This is a genomic window from Paraburkholderia sp. SG-MS1 (genome assembly GCF_012275575.1).
Classification (GTDB): Bacteria; Pseudomonadota; Gammaproteobacteria; order Burkholderiales; family Burkholderiaceae; genus Paraburkholderia.
In genome coordinates, this window is sequence record NZ_NPIH01000022.1 from 1 (window position 1) to 17,221 (window position 17,221).

17 protein-coding genes and 1 pseudogene are annotated in these 17,221 nt (G+C 65.0%); 5 read left to right on the top strand and 13 right to left on the bottom strand.

All coding sequences use genetic code 11. The annotated features are described in order from the left end of the window. The first annotated feature begins 231 nt into the window (after nucleotides 1-231). Nucleotides 232-1,899 (top strand): M85 family metallopeptidase, encoded by a 1,668-nt coding sequence (locus CIC12_RS01760; RefSeq protein ID WP_168661589.1) that lies wholly within the window; start codon nucleotides 232-234, stop codon nucleotides 1,897-1,899. 149 nt (nucleotides 1,900-2,048) lie between these two features. Here the strand turns inward: CIC12_RS01760 and CIC12_RS01765 are convergent, their stop codons facing one another. The 13 genes from CIC12_RS01765 to CIC12_RS01820 all read right to left on the bottom strand — a co-directional run bounded on the left by CIC12_RS01765 (nucleotide 2,049) and on the right by CIC12_RS01820 (nucleotide 13,716). Further along, nucleotides 2,049-3,095, bottom strand: coding sequence for an MxaL protein (locus tag CIC12_RS01765; protein ID WP_238812300.1), 1,047 nt, complete (start codon nucleotides 3,093-3,095; stop codon nucleotides 2,049-2,051). Beyond that, nucleotides 3,092-3,664 carry a tetratricopeptide repeat protein gene (locus CIC12_RS01770; RefSeq protein ID WP_168661591.1) on the bottom strand — a complete coding sequence of 191 codons (573 nt, stop codon included), beginning with the start codon at nucleotides 3,662-3,664 and terminating at the stop codon, nucleotides 3,092-3,094. Before CIC12_RS01770 ends, CIC12_RS01765 begins: the two co-directional genes overlap by 4 nt. After that, nucleotides 3,661-4,647 carry a vWA domain-containing protein gene (locus tag CIC12_RS01775; protein ID WP_168661593.1) on the bottom strand — a complete coding sequence of 329 codons (987 nt, stop codon included), beginning with the start codon at nucleotides 4,645-4,647 and terminating at the stop codon, nucleotides 3,661-3,663. The genes CIC12_RS01770 and CIC12_RS01775 overlap by 4 nt, the downstream gene beginning before the upstream one ends. After that, nucleotides 4,644-5,573, bottom strand: coding sequence for a calcium incorporation protein MxaA (locus tag CIC12_RS01780; RefSeq protein WP_168661595.1), 930 nt, complete (start codon nucleotides 5,571-5,573; stop codon nucleotides 4,644-4,646). Before CIC12_RS01780 ends, CIC12_RS01775 begins: the two co-directional genes overlap by 4 nt. Next, nucleotides 5,570-6,433 carry a DUF58 domain-containing protein gene (locus CIC12_RS01785; protein ID WP_168661597.1) on the bottom strand — a complete coding sequence of 288 codons (864 nt, stop codon included), beginning with the start codon at nucleotides 6,431-6,433 and terminating at the stop codon, nucleotides 5,570-5,572. The genes CIC12_RS01780 and CIC12_RS01785 overlap by 4 nt, the downstream gene beginning before the upstream one ends. 42 nt (nucleotides 6,434-6,475) lie before the next feature. Continuing rightward, complete coding sequence (locus tag CIC12_RS01790; RefSeq protein WP_168661598.1) at nucleotides 6,476-7,495, bottom strand: AAA family ATPase; 1,020 nt, start codon at nucleotides 7,493-7,495, stop codon at nucleotides 6,476-6,478. Nucleotides 7,496-7,769: 274 nt separating this feature from the next. Continuing rightward, entirely contained in the window at nucleotides 7,770-8,225 is a 456-nt protein-coding gene (locus tag CIC12_RS01795; RefSeq protein ID WP_238812302.1) for a DUF3280 domain-containing protein, read from the bottom strand. 128 nt (nucleotides 8,226-8,353) lie between these two features. Then, nucleotides 8,354-9,370 (bottom strand): LysR family transcriptional regulator, encoded by a 1,017-nt coding sequence (locus CIC12_RS01800; protein ID WP_168661602.1) that lies wholly within the window; start codon nucleotides 9,368-9,370, stop codon nucleotides 8,354-8,356. A 5-nt stretch (nucleotides 9,371-9,375) separates the two neighbouring features. Then, a complete protein-coding gene (locus CIC12_RS33560) occupies nucleotides 9,376-9,501 on the bottom strand; it encodes a hypothetical protein (RefSeq protein ID WP_274597536.1) in 126 nt (41 codons plus the stop codon). Between the two features lie 118 nt (nucleotides 9,502-9,619). After that, nucleotides 9,620-10,372, bottom strand: a complete 753-nt coding sequence (locus tag CIC12_RS01805; RefSeq protein ID WP_168661604.1) for a hypothetical protein — start codon at nucleotides 10,370-10,372, stop codon at nucleotides 9,620-9,622. Beyond that, the gene (locus CIC12_RS01810; RefSeq protein WP_168661606.1) at nucleotides 10,369-11,283 is read right to left on the bottom strand and encodes a substrate-binding domain-containing protein; all 915 of its coding nucleotides are present in this window, start codon (nucleotides 11,281-11,283) and stop codon (nucleotides 10,369-10,371) included. Before CIC12_RS01810 ends, CIC12_RS01805 begins: the two co-directional genes overlap by 4 nt. 29 nt (nucleotides 11,284-11,312) lie before the next feature. Further along, complete coding sequence (locus CIC12_RS01815) at nucleotides 11,313-11,732, bottom strand: c-type cytochrome (RefSeq protein ID WP_042325673.1); 420 nt, start codon at nucleotides 11,730-11,732, stop codon at nucleotides 11,313-11,315. Nucleotides 11,733-11,898: 166 nt separating this feature from the next. Further along, complete coding sequence (locus tag CIC12_RS01820) at nucleotides 11,899-13,716, bottom strand: methanol/ethanol family PQQ-dependent dehydrogenase (RefSeq protein ID WP_168661608.1); 1,818 nt, start codon at nucleotides 13,714-13,716, stop codon at nucleotides 11,899-11,901. Between the two features lie 452 nt (nucleotides 13,717-14,168). Here CIC12_RS01820 and CIC12_RS01825 point away from each other — a divergent pair, with 452 nt between their 5' ends. The 4 genes and pseudogenes from CIC12_RS01825 to CIC12_RS01840 form a co-directional block, all read left to right on the top strand. Beyond that, nucleotides 14,169-14,567: a 4a-hydroxytetrahydrobiopterin dehydratase gene (locus CIC12_RS01825; RefSeq protein WP_168661611.1), complete on the top strand. Its 399-nt coding sequence runs from the start codon at nucleotides 14,169-14,171 to the stop codon at nucleotides 14,565-14,567. Nucleotides 14,568-14,930: 363 nt separating this feature from the next. Continuing rightward, a complete protein-coding gene (locus CIC12_RS01830; RefSeq protein ID WP_168661613.1) occupies nucleotides 14,931-15,956 on the top strand; it encodes a beta-ribofuranosylaminobenzene 5'-phosphate synthase family protein in 1,026 nt (341 codons plus the stop codon). Nucleotides 15,957-16,091: 135 nt separating this feature from the next. Continuing rightward, nucleotides 16,092-17,018 carry an NAD(P)-dependent methylenetetrahydromethanopterin dehydrogenase gene (locus CIC12_RS01835; protein WP_168661614.1) on the top strand — a complete coding sequence of 309 codons (927 nt, stop codon included), beginning with the start codon at nucleotides 16,092-16,094 and terminating at the stop codon, nucleotides 17,016-17,018. Between the two features lie 7 nt (nucleotides 17,019-17,025). After that, nucleotides 17,026-17,221 (top strand): annotated as a pseudogene (locus tag CIC12_RS01840) (ATP-grasp domain-containing protein); the annotation flags it as partial.

Sequence of the window (17,221 nt, forward strand, 5' to 3'; positions counted from 1 at the left end):
ATGGAACACCGGTCAGCGCGCCATACCGACGAAGACGATATCTCCCGCACTTGAGACGGCATGAGCTCACGCAATGAGTCGATCCGGCGAATGCGGCCCCGTCGGCGCCGATGTAACCGGTCCCTGTGCCCGACGTTATCGGCGCAATGGCTTGGCTTACTCAACCATGACACCCATGTCTGTTTGAGGGGATAACCTGCTGTCTCGGACCAACCTGACAGGAGTGTCGAGATGGGTATTTTCCCGCTTTCATCTGGCTTTGGTTATCTCACTGCTCCCCACTACGATTTACCACCCGCCCGGGAGAAAAATCCATCACCGGCATTGGCGGGCAAGGTGGGCCCTGATGGCCGCACAAAGCGCAGCAACGACAGTAGTGATAGCGATAGCGGTCCTTCGGCAAAAAAGCCCAGAACAGAGTCCACCGCCGACACGGCCAAGGAATTCTGGATTCCGAACCAGTCTGATGACAGCTATGCGGACCATGTGCTGCGCGTCGGCGCACAGACACCACTTTCCGACAACGCGCAGACCCACATGGACATCGATGTCCGCATCGCTGTCCATGACAGCCAGAACAGGCTTGCCGACCAGCATACAGCCGATATGATTCGCGAGACCGTGCTCGCAGCCCTGTACCGGTCTGCGACCTTTCGCGCCGCTGTCAGCTATGGCATTCACAACGACAAGGTAACCCTCGACAACATCACGTACCGCAACCAGTATGAGGAGAATCCTGATGCATCGTCATCGTCTGCAGCCTTCGAGGCCATCCAGGATCTGAGGATCGACGACCTGCCTGAACGTGACGCCCAACACGCGCCGATTGTTCCCATTAGCGAAGCTGGTGAGAACAGCGAGGGGCAACCGTGGGTCAGTTTCAGTGTAGCGCCGAACGAAAATTCACTGCATATGCCGTCATGGCGGGAGGGGTTGATCCACGAGATTGTGCATCACGTCACTGGGGCTAGCGATCCACCAGGCGCAGGAACGGATAGGCTGGGGCCAACGGAGATTCTCGCGCGTCGTGTGGCACAGGAAATGGGGTGGTCCATACCCGACTTCACAGGTTATGGAGATCCCGACCGCACCAGGCATCTGAACGAGCGCAATCTGGAAGCGCTTCGAGAGGCTGCAATGCGGAATCGGGATCATGAGAGCGCGTTCTTCGAAAGGCTTGACACCATCAGTGAGGGGCACACAGCGGATCGGGAGTTTTCTGATTTAGGCGCTGAAGCCGGTCCGGGCGCTGGCCGGAATCGGACTGATGATTCTCCGTCATGGTCGCGCAGCCCTTCCCCAGGCTTGCCTCATAGTCTCTTGTGCTTCGCTGACAGCAGTCCCGATGGCAGGCCGACCGGATATCCATCTGCATCTGCAGCAACCAGCGCAAGCTATGCGACACAGGGCCGGTTCTTCCAGTACGGAAAACCCATTGATGGCAACCCGCACGCGCGGGCCTTTATGTTCCCAGACGGAAGCAAAGTCGTTGTGAGGGCGCATGAACCGCTGCTGACCGACAGCGACGGTCTCAAGTTCGGGCGGTTTCTGACTGTGCCTGCCGCGACTTTGGCTGGCGCCGCTACCGGGTTCGTGGCCGGGAACGCTCCGGGAGCAGTGGTCGGAGCAGTGGCCGGAGCGGCCGCCGGGATAGAGCTTGCCAGGCGCTACCCTTATGATCGAATCTGGCAGGGATACACACTTGATTATTATCAAATGGGCAGTGCAAAGCCGTTCGATACCCAGCACATGTACGCATGGGACAGCGACCCGAAGCGGGTCACTGATCTGTCGCGTATCAGAGATCCGAAAGAGTGGGCTGACTACGCGAAATTCAACCCGGACAAGAACTGGCACTGGTGGGCATGGAAAGCAGGCGACGCGCCACTGCGGACCTGACGCTTCCAGACGATGAACGATTGCCGCCAACGTGGCGATGCCGCGCGCGTCAAGCCGCATCGTCACGGCGGCAACCCGCGTCCGGGCACTTCAGGCTGACGGACACAGAGCAGGTGCACGGCCAACCCTTGCACGAAATCAAGCAAAATTCAAACGTCTGCCTCCGTGACCCGTAACCTCTCCGAGCGCGGCCGTTCCACCACCGGACGCTGCGGCGTGCGGGCTGCCAGAGCCGATAAACCCCTCGCAGCAAGCCGCCGCAGTGCATCGCGTCCAACCCGCAGCCACGTCCAGACGACATCCGGCACGAACCGCCCTACCAGCAGCAACAGCGCAAATAGCGCGGGAATCCAGCGCAAATCCACCGGCACCGGCTCGCGATGAGCGAGACGCACGTCGAGCATCGCATCGCCCAAGGCATTCGTGGTCCATAGCCGGCGATAACCGAGCCCGGTCTGCCCACCCACGAACGCAAGATACTGACCGCGCAACTCAGAAAGCTCCTCATGCGTCTCGATCCGCGGATCGGCCCCCGGCAAAGCCGGCACCTGTACCACGTCGTCGGCCTGCCAGTAACCGATGCGATTGCCGTTGCTGTCGGTCCTCGGAATGGCCGCGGGCTGGTCGCCGCCCACGCCGATCAGCCACCCTTCGATCCGCGCGGGATTCAGGTCCCGCATCAGCGCGCGCGATGCAGGCAAAGGCGGCGCTTCCTGCCCGTCGGTGACGAATACGACGGCCGCGCCGCGACCGACCTCCTGCGCCACGCGCACCGCCGAATAAACCCCGCCCTCGGCGATACGGCTCCAGTTGGTCCAGCGCATGCGTCCATCGATACCGTCGAGCGACACCAGCAGCGCGTCGTAGTTGCCGCACACATCGAGCGGCGCCAGCAACAGCAACGTGCGCTGCCCGGTAAACACGCTCCAGCCCACCTTCGAGCCGCACGGCAACTGCCCGAGCGCGTCGCGCATCGCGGCCTGCGCGAACCTGAGCCGGCTCACCGGCGCGCCGTTCAGCACGACATCCTCGACGTCCATGCTTTGCGTGATATCGAACGTCACGATGTAGTCAAAGGTATGGCGCGGCAGCGTCACATCCGGCATCACGACCGCCGCGATCAGCGCGACGAGCGCGAGCGGCGTCAACCAGTGACGCAGCCTCGCGAAGCCAGGCTTGCCGGTGCCGGCGCTCATGGAAGGTCCTTGCTCTCAGGGTCGCGCACTTTCACGTTGTGCTGCTCTTTCACATCCGGCTCGTCGAGCGCGGTTGGCGTCTCAGGCGCGAGCCAAAGCGCGCGTTCGAGGTTGTAGCGCGCGTCCCAATCGCCCGGTGACGCGCGCAGCAACAGCCGGTAGCGCACCTTGGCCTCGCCGATCATGGCGATCGATCTGATGCCGTTCGACGCACCCCCGCCGCCTCCCTCGCGCAGATACATATTGCCGAGATCGAACAGCGCCGTGCGGCCGAGGTCGTCGGGATGGTCGTGGATCAAACTTTCGTAGAGCCGCCCCGCCGTATCGTAGGCGCCCGCTTTCGAGAGCGTTGTCGCGCGCGCCAGCAGAACCTGTGGCGCCTCTTCGTTCGGTTGGAGCGGATGGGCCGCATGGGCCGCATGGGTCTCACGCGGCGCATCGCTGCTCGCGGCCGCAATGGCCTGATTCAGTTCAGTGGCGTGCTGAAGGCGTGTCCAGCTATACACGGCGAAACCGGCGCAGGCGAGCGCCACGGTCGCGAACACGGCGTGAATGAAAGTGCGCGTCATGCCCAGCTCCGTACCTGAAACAGACGCATTGCCATCAGCATGGCCGAGCAGAACAGCGCGAGCGCGAAGCAATACGGACTCCAGTCCTGGCGAGGCAAATGCTCGACAAATGATGTCAACGCATTCTGCTGCCGGTTGATCTCGGCGACGGCCGCCATCATCGCCTTGGCGTCGCCCGCCTGGAAAAGCCGGTAAGGCGTCGGAAGCGACAGAAAATAGCGATGCAATTCGGCTTCGGCCGACGCCTCGCCGGCGGGCAGCGTGGCGTTCAGATCGGGGCTATAGACGCCACTGCGCAAGTAGATGAAGTACAGCGCGATCTGGTTGCGCAGCAGGCTCGCCTGAATGCGCCGCCGCACCGTTTCGTCGAGCCGCGCGCCGCCGTCGGAGACGAGCACGATCGCGCGGCGGCCCGACGAGGGGCGGCCTTCGAACTGATCCAGTGCGGCCAGCATGCCGCGGTCGAGCTGCGTGTCCGGCATGCCGCGTCCGATCGCCGTGGCGGCGATCGCATCGTCGATCGCGTGATGGTTGTAGGTGAACGGCATCGCCAGCACGGGACTGGTGCCGAACATCATGAACGCGAGCCGGTCGTTGGGGCGCTGGCTCACGAAGCTCGTCAACGACGCACGCGCCACCTTGTTCTTCGAGTCGCCGCGCGGCGACTCGACGCCGGGGCTCGCCATCGGCTCGTCCATGCTGGCGCTGCGATCCATCAGGATCAGAATCTGCGCGCCGCTGCCCGTGCGCGGCACCTGCAATTGCGAGCGCCCCGGCCCGGCAAGTCCGACGACGATCGCCGCGATCGCCAGCACGCCACAGAGGCGCGCGAGCCATCCCACCCAGCGCCCGACGTGATCGGGCGGCAGCCACGCGACGCTGGAAAACGGCAACGTATCGCTGCGCCGCGGCAGCAACGGCAGCACGGCGAGCGGCAGCAGGATCAGCATCCACGGAGCGGCGAAGTCGAGGGCCATGGTCATTGCTGGTGACGCCGTTCGGCCCGATACAGCGCTCGGCACAACGCCTGCAACGGAAACTCGGCGGCGTCCGGCACGGGTTTGAAAAAGCGCTCGGCCGACACTTGATAGAAGTGTTCGAGTTGCGCGCGCAGCGGCTGCAAATACGGCGCGCGTGCAAAGAGACCCGGCAACGAACCCGCATGCACGACCTGTCCCGCAGTTTCGTTCAGCGCCCGATGCAGGCAGAACCAGGCGTCCTTCGACGCCGCGGCTTGCCCACCTTCGAGCCGCCGCATCTGCCGCCATGCGCGCGCAAACGGCAAGCGCTCCGACTCGCGCCGGTTGCGCAAGACCCACCATCCAGCCCAGGCCAGCAACGTCGCGAGCAATAGACCCAGCGCCCACATGATCTGGCGACGCAAGCCGGCGGTGGGCAGCGATGGCGCCCCGCGATCGGGGCGCAACGGCTGCAGGTCGCCGTCGGCGAAAACGGCCGGCGGCGTCAGCGGTGCGACGCTCGCCGGCCATTCGGCCACCTGCAGTTGCGCGCCGCTTGCCGAGTTCAGCGTCAACGCGGGCAAGACGATTTTGGTGAGCGTTTGCGGCGCATTGACGACCTGATAGCCGATCACCATCCAGCGGCGCCCGTCGGCGTCGGTTTCGAACGATGCTGGCCCGCGTTCGAGCCAGACCCCGGTACGGCCAACCGAGGGCGGCGTGACCTCGCCCACGTCATGGCCACCCGCTTGCAGAAGCACGCGTTGCGTGAGGACATCGCCGAGCACGTAGCCGAACGCGCGCGGCTGTTCGACTGTGGCGGGTGCCGCCGTGGCGGCATTGCCATTGGCCGCGTGGGTAGCGCTTATCAGCACGATCAGCACGGTGAGCAGCACATGACCTGAACAGCCACCCCGCGCGATGCCGATCCGAAGCCCGCGAGATCTCATACGGTCGCCTCCAGAAAATAGCGCGACATGGCTTCCGGATCGAAGGCCCCTTGGAGATAGAACGGCCGCATGCCGCGTGAGCCGAACGCCGCGCCGAGTTCCGCGCGGCGACGCACGACGCCCTCGCGCCAGCGCTCGCGGATGCTGCCACGCAGCCACACGCTGCGCTCCTCACCCGACTCGGCATCGTTGACGGCCAGCAGCGGACCGTTGCGCGGCGGCGAGATTTCCGCCTCGTCCCACACGACCATCGGCACCACGCACGCATGAACCAGCATGTCGAGCACGGCCGGCATCTGCGCGAGCGGCCAGTGAAAGTCGGACACGACGAACACCAGCGCCTGCCGTCCGGCAAGACGCGCCGCACAGCGCCGCAGCCCGTCGATACCGCCGCGCCCCGCTGGCCGGGCCGCGCACGTGCGCAGCATCGTCGCGAGCAGATTGCCGGTGCCCCGCCCATAGCGTTCCGGCATGAAGAGATCGTCGCGGGCGCCTGCATCGAAGGCCAGCATGCCGAGCCGGTCGCCGACCCGGAACGCGCTATAACCCAGCGCCTCGACGAAGTCCGCGGCAACCTGCAACTTGGTCCGACGCGAGCCGAACTGCATGGATGCCGACACATCGACGATCACCACCACCGGCACCGCCACGCGCTGCAGATGAACCCGCACGAGCCATTCCGAGCGCGCCGCGCGCACGCTCGCGCGCAAGTCCAGCCGGCGCGGATCGGGGTAGTCGAAGAGGCGCCCGTGCATCGCGAATTGCTGGCCGGAGCCGAAGCTCGAACCAGGATGCGAGCCCGGCCGCGCGCCGCCGGCGCGGGTCGGCAAACGGTAGTGGAATTCTGCTGTGCCGTTCATGGTTCGGGGCGCATCAGGGCATCTCGCGCGGCTCGGCGCGCATCAGGGCACGGCCACTTTGGCCATGATCTGCGCGATCAGCGCTTCCGCCAGTTCCTGGCGGCGCAGTTCGTAGATCGGGGTGAAGAACACCCGATGACCGAGCGCCGGCATCAGCACCTCGTGGATATCCTCCGGAACCAGATGCGAGCGTCCCGCGAGCCACGCGACCACGCGGGCGGCGCGCAGCAGCGCGCTCATGCCGCGCGGACTCGCACCGGCGAGAATCAGCTGCTGCATGTCGACGCCATCGAGCGTAATGCCGAAGCGCAGCGGCGTTTCCGTCGCCTGCCAGATATCGAGCGCGTAGCGTTCGATCGTCGCGCTCGCCTCTACGCCTTGCTGAATCGCCGCACCGACGCTGTTCAACTGTTCCCACGCGACGACGGCGGGCTGCAGTTGTGCGAGCAGCGCGTCGACGTCATGGAACATGGTGTCGAACACCAGCGCGCGCCGGATGTCCGGCTCCGCTGGCGTGGGCATGTTCAGCTCGAACAGGAAGCGGTCGCGCGCGGCCGAGGCGAGTTCGAAGGTTTCCTCTTTCTCGACCTTGTTGCGATCGGCGAACACGGTCATATGCGGGAAGCGGTGTTCGCGGTCGAACGCCCAGACCGAACGCTCAGCCATCGCGCGCAGCAAGAGCGACTGCACCTGCGGTCGGGCGCGATTGATTTCGTTGAAGAAGAACGTGGTCAACTGCTCGCCGTGACGCAGGAGCGGGCCGGGATCGATACGCGGCTTGCCGTCGGCATCGACGTACGTGTGATAGACGAGGTCGCCCGGCATCAGATCGATGGTGCCTTCGACGCGCTCGAACTCGCCGCCAACCACCCGCGCAAACGCGCGCAACACCGTCGTCTTGCCGACGCCGACACCGCCCTCGAGCAGCACATGGCCGCGCGCGAACAGCGCGACGTTGATGAGCCGCAGCGTTTGCTGCTGGCCGACGACAACTCTCGCGACTTCGCTTTCGATTTGCAGTGCGTGAAGACGCCAGTCCTGAAGCTGTTCGCCAGAACTCATCGATGCGATCTCCTCCTGATACCCTGCTGATTATCGTGCGGCGGACCCTGTGTGCCGAACCGGCGACACGCGCCTGTCTTTCTGTTCTGTTCTACCCGTGTGTTCGTCGACGCCAGCGGCGTCTGCATCGGCATGCGTTCAAGCACGGTTTATGCCGGTTACGCATGAGCGGCATGGAGCGCCGCCTCGCAGCCGGATCGTTGTCATCCTGTCACGACATTCGGGTACACACTGTGCCATTGGCACACCACGCTGCGGCGGATTCGCGTCAATGTCACGGTGCCGCGTGCTTGCCCGACGCATCCGCGGCGTCTGCCTCCACGAGCAATCCGACGAGTGCGGTCGCGCCGCGGCGCCAGGAAAGATCCGTGTTGCCGCGAATGTCGACCGAGCGCTGGAACAGGATCTTGCCGCTCGCGACGTCTTCCACGCGCAGGTTCAGATTGAGAATGAGGTTGCTGACTTTCTGGACCCAGCAGACGGCCGTCTGTTCAGCGCCCAACTCGCGCCCGACCTGCCGTGCGCAGCTGTCGCACGTGAACAGGTCCTGGTCTGCGCCGAGTTTCGCGATGAGCCCAGCCGCCTCGCTGTTGTCGGCGACGCGGTAGCGCTGGCTCGCGTCCAGTTGCGCGCGCACGGCATCGCTGATCATGCCGATGCGCGCCGCCTGGATGCGATTGGTCTCGGCGTCGTTGTAGGCGGCGTTATCGTCGATCAGAACGCAGTTCATCACCGCAATCGAAACCGGCCCGGCCCACGCGGGCGCTACCCCCCAACCGAATCCGGCGATGACGGCAACGATGACGCAAACCAGGCGCACACCACGCGCAAACACAGCGCGCAACGAAAATTGCCGCTTCATTTGACAAGCCCCGCGCCCGTCACGGAGCCCGCCACGCCCACTAACTTTTCAAACGGCGCGTATTCGTGCTCCAGATGTGTCGCCGCACGATCGAGCAGAAACTGGCGGAACACGACGCTGGTCGGTGACAACTGCTTGGACCGGAGATGCACGATCTGCCAGGTGCGTTCGATGGGCGTGCCGTTCACGTCGAGCAATGCAATCTCGCCGGTACGCAGTTCCAGCAGCAGCGTATGCAGCGAGATCAGGCTCACGCCCATGCCCGCCATCACCGCCTGCTTGATGGTTTCGTTGCTGCCGAGCGTGACGATTTTCGCGGGCGTGAACAGATGCTGCCGGAACATCACTTCGGCGGCCATGCGCGTGCCCGAGCCGGGCTCGCGCAACAGGAACGTATCGCCGCGCAACTCCTGCAGATCGAAGCGGCGCGCTGCGCACAACGGATGACTCAGCGGCGCGATCACCACTTGAGGATGGCTCGCGAGCGGCTCGGCCGTCGTATCGAGTTCGGGGGGCGGGCGTCCCATGATCGCGAGATCGATCGCGTTGTCCTGCAAAAGCCGCAGCAGCGCATCGCGATTGCCGACCGAAAAATGCACGTCGACCTTCGGGTATAGATGCGAATAGAGCGCGAGCAGTTTCGGCGCGAAGTACGTCGCGGAACTGACGATCCCCACGTTGATCGACCCGCTGTCGGCCTGCTTGAGCGAGGTCATCGCATCTTCGGCGTCCTTGATCTCGCCGAGAATGCGGCTCGCGTGGTGCGTCAGCATCTCGCCCGCTTCGGTCAACGTGAGCTTGCGCGCGACGCGCTCGAACAGCCGCAGCCCGATCGCATCTTCGAGTTGATGAATCTGCATGGAGACGGCCGGCTGGGTCAGATGCAGTTCCTCGGCCGCGCGCGCAAAACTCGTATAGCGGCTCGCCACGACGAAGATCTGCAGCTGCCGCAGGGTCAATGAGCGGATGAAGTTCAGCTTGACCCGGTTCGTCGGGAAGCGCGCGGTCTGCATGTGAGCTAGCCGCTCTGCTGAGCGAAGGCGTCGAGCGCCTGGAAGCCGGCGAGCGTGGCCGGCGCGGCAGCGCCGAGCTCGCCGATGGCCTGCTTCAGTTTCGGGGCATAGTCGTGGGTGTCGATCAACATGCGTGAATTCCTTGTGGAAGTTGAAGGGCGTGCGACGATTGAGACCCGGCACGACCCTGCACGGCACGGCACGGCAACACTAACGCGCGCGATAAGGCGCTAAGCCCAGGCAGCCGCGCTAACGGCTCGCCCTCGGCGCATTCGACGACTTCAGCGGCGCCTTCTCCGGTGTCGGCAATCTGCGCAGCACCGACTGGAAGCTCAGCGTCTCCGAATGCGCCGGATGCGCGAAGTCGTTGTTCGTGCCGGGCACATCGGTGCGAATCAGGACGACCTGGCCCGGCACGTCATCGGCGAGCAGGAAGGTGTAGCGCTTGCCCGTGAGCTGCGCGAAACGTTCCGCGTTGGGGTCGTGCAGATACGGTTGCACGACGATGCGCCGGGCCCGCACGGACTTGCCGCCGGCCTCGGCCGTCACACTCTCGATTTGCGGTCCGGCCGCGAGCGCAAGGCGCAGGCGCTGCTGAAAATAGCGCCGCTGTCCGCCCGTCAGACCCTGCATCTCCGTGATGTCACGCTCCAGAAAATAGATGATCACGGGGTTGCATTGCAGCCCGCCGTTCGGCAACGGCACGCTGCCGCTATGGTCCGACACCTGGGCGTCGCCTTTCGCGTTATCCGCGCTGAGCACCAGCACCTTGACGAGATCGGCGCTGCGCGACGGCTTTTCGGAGTCGACCATGGCGTAGTCGAGCTCGGTCTGCGCAGCGACGCCGTGCAGATGATCCGTCGTGAAGATCAGCTGTTCCGCCGGCGTGATGGCGCCGGTGCCCGGCGCGTCCGCCGCGTGCGCGGCGAGCGGCACGGCGCACATCGCCCACATCGTCATCCATGCCGCCGCGCGAAGCAAGGCGCTTCGTGCAGCCATCATGGCGACGCGTCGGCGGGTTTCGCCGTCGGTACGTCGACCGGTTTGAGCAGCGGCACCTGGTAGCTCGTGAGGATGTTGTCGATCTTGTCGTGATTCGCGCCGATCCATTGATCCACCTTGTCTTTCCAGGCCTTCTCGCCGTAGCGCACGCCCATCGAAATCGCATAGTCGAAACGGATGCCGGGCCCTGCGGGAAACGGCACGAGCCTGACCATGTCGCCGGCGTGCTTCGCGAAGTAACCGGCGATCGGCCCCCACAGGAACACCACGTCGACGTTACCTGCACTGAGGTCGTGTTCGATCATCTGGCCGGGGTACTCCTGCGGATCGCCGCTTTGCACCCGGTACGAGACCGCCTGCTCGATCAGATTGTGGCTGAGCAGCCAGTCCACCGCCGGCGTCTGCGTGAAGATGCCGAAGCGCAGTTTGTGCAACTGTTCGGGCGGCAGCTTGAGCAGGTCGTCGGGCGTCTTGATGCTGGCGAATTCGGGACGATTCGGGAACACCATCGCGTAGGTCGAACGCAGATACGGCTGCGTCGTCGAGGTCATGTCGTAACCCTTCGGCACGCCGATGATCAGGTCGCACTTGAAGCGATCGCTGCCCTCCTCCTTCTCGCGCAACGTGTGGCGCACGAAGCCCATGCGCTGCGGGAAGTAGGTGTACTCGAGCTTGTAGCCGAAATCGCTCGCCATCTGGCTTGCGATGCGGTTCTCGTAGCCCTCGCCCTTGCTGTTGGACAGCGGCATGTTGTTCGGGTCCGCGCACACTCTGAGGATGCCGTCCGCGCCGTCGTTATTGGGTAGCGCGGGGCCGTCCGCCCTGACCGCCGCGCACGCGAGCGCCGCGCAGCAGAGCGCGGCCGCGCTGAGCGCGGCGTGCACAGAGATGCTTCTTTTTTTATGACGCATCGTGAGCCTCCGAAAGAGTTGCGCCGGCCTCATTTAGCATCGATGGCCTGCAGATCGCCCGGCTTGATCTGGCCGTCGGAGCGCCCTTTCAGATAGGCATAGAGGTTTTCCCAGTTCTTCTGCATCATCTGGCTCGTGCTGAAATCGGGCATGCCCTTCTCCACCCGGCCGCCGAACACCGTGCGATGAAACTCGGTCTTGTCGAGCGTCTTGAACGCGTCGATCAACGACGGCCCCACCATGCCTTGCTGCTGCGCGCCGTGGCAGCGTTCGCAAGCGAGCGCACGCCATGTTTTCCACCCTTGCAGCGTATTACTGTCGACCTTGCTACCGTCGACCACCTTGTATGCGACCTGCGCGATAGAGGGATTGTTCTGAGCGTACCCGACGGGTAGCAGGACAAGTGCCGCGGGCAGTGTCGCGAGCAACAAGATTGATCGGCCTTTCATGCACATGTCTCCTTCAGGATGAACGGCGCCCCCGATGCGTGTGGCTAACGCATCGGCGCAACGGGCGCGCGTGGGGTGATTTGTGTGCCGGGACGGACTGCGGCGCTGGCCGGGGCGCCCTCCGTACAACGGACGCGCCGGCCATGCGTATCAATCCTCCGGTGTTTCAGCTCTTTTCGCTCGGGATCGCGAACACGAAGAGCGTGCCGCCTAGCGCGGTGTACTTCGCGAGTTCACGATAGCCGCCGACCGCGCCCAGACCTTCGGTCGACTTTTCCAGACCGGCCGCCATGCCGATGCCGGCCCAGCCGCCGATGCCCGAGTACACGCCGACGAACTGCTTGCCGCCGTACTCATAGGTAAAGACGTTGCCGATGATTCCCGACGGCGTCTTGAAGCGCCACAGTTCCTTGCCGTCCTTGATGCGCACTGCCTTCAGGTAGCCTTCGAGCGTGCCGTAGAAGGCCACGCCGCCAGCGGTGGCGAGCACGCCGGACCACACCGAGAACTTCTCCGGCTTCGAGTAGACGATCTTGCCCTTGCTCGCATCCCACGCGATGAAGTTGCCCATCGCGTTGTTCTCGTTCGGGCCGGGATACATCGACAGCGTGGCGCCGACATACGGCTGTCCCGACACGTAGTCGACATCGAACGGTTCGTAGTCCATGCAGACATGGTTGGTCGGCACGAGGAACAGGTTCGAGTTCGGATCGAACGCGGCCGGTTGCTGGTCTTTGGAACCGAGCGCAGCCGGGCAGATGTTCTTGACGTTGTGATCCGAGCCTGCTGCCTGGGTCGAGTACGCCGCGTTACGGATCGGCAGACCGCTCTTCATGTCGACGCGATCGGCCCAGTTCACCGCCGGGTCGTACTTCTGCGCGACGAGCAACTGGCCGGTTTCACGATTGAGCGTGTAGCCGAAACCGTTGCGATCGAAGTGGACGATCGCCGGCACCTTCTTGCCGCCGATGTTCAGGTCGGACAGGATCATTTCATTGACGCCGTCATAATCCCATTCGTCGTGCGGCGTCATCTGGTAGACCCAGCGGGCCGTGCCGGTATTCAGGTCGCGCGCGAAGATCGACATCGACCATTTGTTGTCGCCCGGACGTTGCGTCGGGTTCCATGTGCCCGGATTGCCGGTGCCGTAGTAGATCAGGTTGAGTTTCGGGTCCCACGCATACCAGCCCCACGTGGTGCCGCCGCCCAGCTTCCACTGATCCCCCTTCCACGACTTGAGCGACGAATCCGCGCCGACCGGCACCATCTGGCCGTCGGTGTAGGTCATCGTCTTTTGCGGGTCGAGCAGCATTTCGTTGTCCGGGCCCGTGCTGTAAGCCGTCCAGACCGGCTTGCCGGTCTTGATGTCATACGCGATGAGCCGTCCGCGCACGCCGAATTCACCGCCCGAAATGCCGGTCACCACCTTGTCGCCGAAAACGTGCGGCGCGTTGGTGTTGGTTTCACCCGCTTTCGGGTTGCCGTTCTGCGCGGTCCAGACAACATCGCCTGTCTTCGCATTGAGCGCCACGAGTTTGGTGTCGGCCTGCTGCAGGAAGATCTTGCCGTCGCCGTAAGCGAGACCGCGGTTGACGGTATCGCAGCACATCACGGAGACGACCTGCTCTTCCTGCTTCGGTTGATACTGCCAGGCGAACGTCTGGTCCTTCAGGTTGATCGCGATGACCTTGTTGGGAAACGGCGAGTGAATGTACATCGTGTCGCCGATCACGAGCGGCGAGCCTTCATGGCCACGCAGCACGCCAGTCGACATGGTCCAGGCGACCTGCAGCTTGCCGACGTTGTTCTCGTTGATCTGTTTGAGCGGGCTGTAGCGGTGATTCGCGTAATCGCCCGCCTGGGCCGCCCAGTTGGATGGATTCTTCATCAGGCCGTCGAGCTGCGGATCGGCCTGTGCGACGATAGAGCTAAAGGCTGCCGATGCGAGGATCGCGAGCCCAAGAACCGTGGTGCGTAAGTTCATGTCTCCTCCAGAATTGTCCTGCTGTTCAACTCACGAATGACCCACGCTACCTCGCACGCATCGTGCGCGCCTTCTCGAGTGCAGGTAACGATTTACGCGCTGTCCCGATTCGACGTCGGGCTTCGCGGCGCATTAACGGCCAACGCATATTCCATGCCGACCGCGGTGCCGACGAACGGCCGATGGCTCGTATTGGGGTGGCGTTCGGCACGCGAGCCCCGCTGCGCGAGTCGCGCGTCGCGAGGCGGTCGTGGCTGCGCTCACGACGGATTGCGCGCGATGCCACGGATGTGACACGCGTGAAGCGGTTGCGCCACGCGATGCGACACATACTGTGTCACGCCGGTGATACGAAGCGTGTCCTTTGCGAGTCATGTGCCCGCGGGAACTGGCCCGGCACTTGCAGCACTGTGTAGTTCGGCGGGCGTTTCCCGCATCCGAGGAGAACGGTCATGGCAAAGACAGAGCAGGTCTATTCCGACGAGGAGATCCAGCAACGCCTCGTCGGTCCGCTGCAGCACTGGTATCTCGAGGACGGCTGGCTGCGGCGCAAGTACCGCACCGAAGGCTGGAAGGGGACGCTGATGGTGGTCAACACGGTGGGCCATCTCGCGGAGGCCGCCTGGCATCATCCCGATCTGACGGTCTCCTACGCATTTGTGACGGTGAAGCTCAAGACGCACAGTGCGAAGGGCATCACGGACAAGGACTTCGCGCTCGCCACGAAAATGGAGTCAGTGATCCAGTGGCAGCCCGGGCTCGAGGACGGGCCGCTCGAAGGCACGCCGTCCGACGACCAGCGCTTTCGCTATATCAAATACGACGCGGCGAAATCCGCACAAGGCGAGTGAGGGGTTTTCCCGTACCGCCCATTCCCGCTGGCCGGCCGTGCGCCTCCCAACGATCGCCTGAGCGTGATGACGCCTGGTGAAACACGGCGTGACACAGTGCACCTTCAGCGTCACACAGCGTCCACAAATACGCGGCACAACCGGGCACAACCGGCCAGGCGACGCGTTTCGCGCGACCCGAAGCGGTTTTTCAAGTGGCTTGACGGTCGCGTGAGGCGGCTGTCTCTCGCGTCAGTTGCACGGCTGCGCGCCTGGTACGGCTTCTGCTTGACCTCGCCCGGCGCGCTGCTGCGATGCACCCGCCGCATCAACCGGCGCCCTTTCGGCCAGACCCTGTTCAGCGCACCCACAAGGATACTTGCGATGCCGCTTCAGTTTCGCCGCCTTCCGCCTCACGCCGCCATCACCATCGATGCGCCCGCGCGTCTGCATCTGGGCTTTCTCGACCCGAATGCGTCGCTCGGACGTGCATTCGGCAGCCTCGGACTGACGATCGACGCGCAAGGCACGCGGCTCGAGGCACGCCTTGCCGAGCGCGAGCAGATCGACGGCGCGGTAACCGAAGCGGAGCGCGAGCGCATCGCGCTTTGCCTCGCACGGTTGCAAGCCGCCTATGGGCCGGCGACGGTCGCGATCGACGTCACGCATGCGCCGCGTGCGCACACTGGGCTCGGCTCCGGCACGCAGCTCGCGCTGGCCGTCGGCACGGCGTTCGTGCGCCTGCTCGGCCATCCGGCGAGCACCGCCGAGATTGCCGGGTTGCTCGGGCGCGGCGCGCGCTCCGGCATCGGCATTCTCGGTTTCGATGCGGGCGGCTTGCTGCTGGACGGCGGACCGGCCGGCGATCTCCGTCAGGGCGTGCCGCCGCTGCTCGCACGCCAGCCGTTTCCGCACGAGTGGCGCGTGCTCCTCGTGAGCGACCACGCCCGTCAGGGTTTGCACGGGACGGAGGAACGCCGCGCGCTCGCCTCGCTCGCGCCGTTTCCGCAGGCCCTCGCGGCGCACCTGTGCCATCTGGTGCTGATGCGCATTCTGCCGGGCGCGGCCGAGCACAACTTCGTGCCGTTCGCCGAAGGCCTCACCGACATGCAGCAGACCATCGGCGAATACTTCGCCAGCGCGCAAGGCGGCGTGTTCGCGAGCCCCGACGTCGAGCGCGTGCTGCGCGCGGTCGCCGCCGAACGGACGGCGGGCATCGGCCAGACTTCGTGGGGCCCGACAGGCTTTGCGATTCTCCCGAGTGCGCTCGACGCCGACAGTGCGCTCGCCACCGCGCGCGAAGCGTCCCGCGCGATGCGGCATATCGAATGCACGGTCGTCGCCGGACGAAACAGCGGCGCGGCCATTCGCAGCACCGATGCGCACGCGCAGCGGATCGACGCCGCATGACGCCCCTCGGGTTCTGCGTCGATGGCGGGCGCGCGCACGCGGCGGCGCACCATCGCCACCCCTCGCGCGCGGCCACGCGCCCCTCGCTTGCGCGGTCCACCACCTTGCCACTGAAACCGGAACGAGCCTGCTGCCATGCCCGAAACCATTGAAAGGCCCTATATCCTGCACATGCTCACGGCTACGCCGCAGATGAGTCCGTTCGACGTCAACATGGCGGCCGACGCGGGCTATCAGGTCATCGTGCCGTACTGCAACGTCCTGCCGAACATGGTCGCGAACCTGACCCAGGACGCGATCTTTTCCCGTGGCCCGAAAGGCGTGTCGCGCACCGGCATCTTCATCGGCGGACGCGACGTGATGCAGGCCGCCGACATGCTCGACACCGCGCGCAAGGCGATGGTGCCGCCGTTCGAAGTGTCGGTGTTCGCCGATCCGAGCGGCTCGTACACGACGGCGGCCGCGGCCGTCGCCCTCGTCGAGCGGCATCTCGGCAAGCAGCACGGCATGGAGCTGGGCGGCAAGCGCATGCTGATTCTCGGCGGGACCGGCGCGGTCGGACGCGTCGCGGCGGCGATGGCCGCCTCGCGCGGCGCCGACGTGACGATCGCGAGCCACCACGATCGCGCCCGCGCGCTCGGCGTCTCCGCGGAAATCAACGAGCGCTTCGGCATCGTTACCAACGGCATCAGCGTCGCGACGCCGGACGAATTGCGCGGCGCGCTGGCCGATGCGGAGATCGTGCTCGCCACCGCCGTGGCGGGCGTCCAGGTGATCAGCAGCGACGACCTCGCGTTCGCCAAACGCCTGCTGATCGCCGCGGACGTCAACGCCGTGCCGCCGGAAGGCATTGCCGGCGTCAATGTGATGAACGACGGCAAGCCCATCGACGGCGTGCCCAACGCCGGCGCGGTCGGCATCGGCGCGCTGGCGATCGGCAACGTCAAGTATCAGGTCGAGCATCGGCTCTTCATGCGCATGCGCACCGGCGGCAAGCCGGTCTACCTGGGCTTTCCTCAAGCATTCGACGAAGCCCGCGAGGTTGCGGCCGGCCTTGGTTGAGCCAGCCGTGACGACCCCGCGTCAGCCGCTCGCACAGGCGCCGTTCGTCGCGGTGGCGGGGCTCTCCGCGCGTCTGCTCGCCCAGTCGGCGGCACGCGCGGGGCTGCGGGTCGCCGCGCTCGACATCTTCGGTGATCGCGATACGCGTGCGGCCGCCGAGGTGTGGTGCGATATCGGCGGCGGCGCGCTGACGATCGATCGCG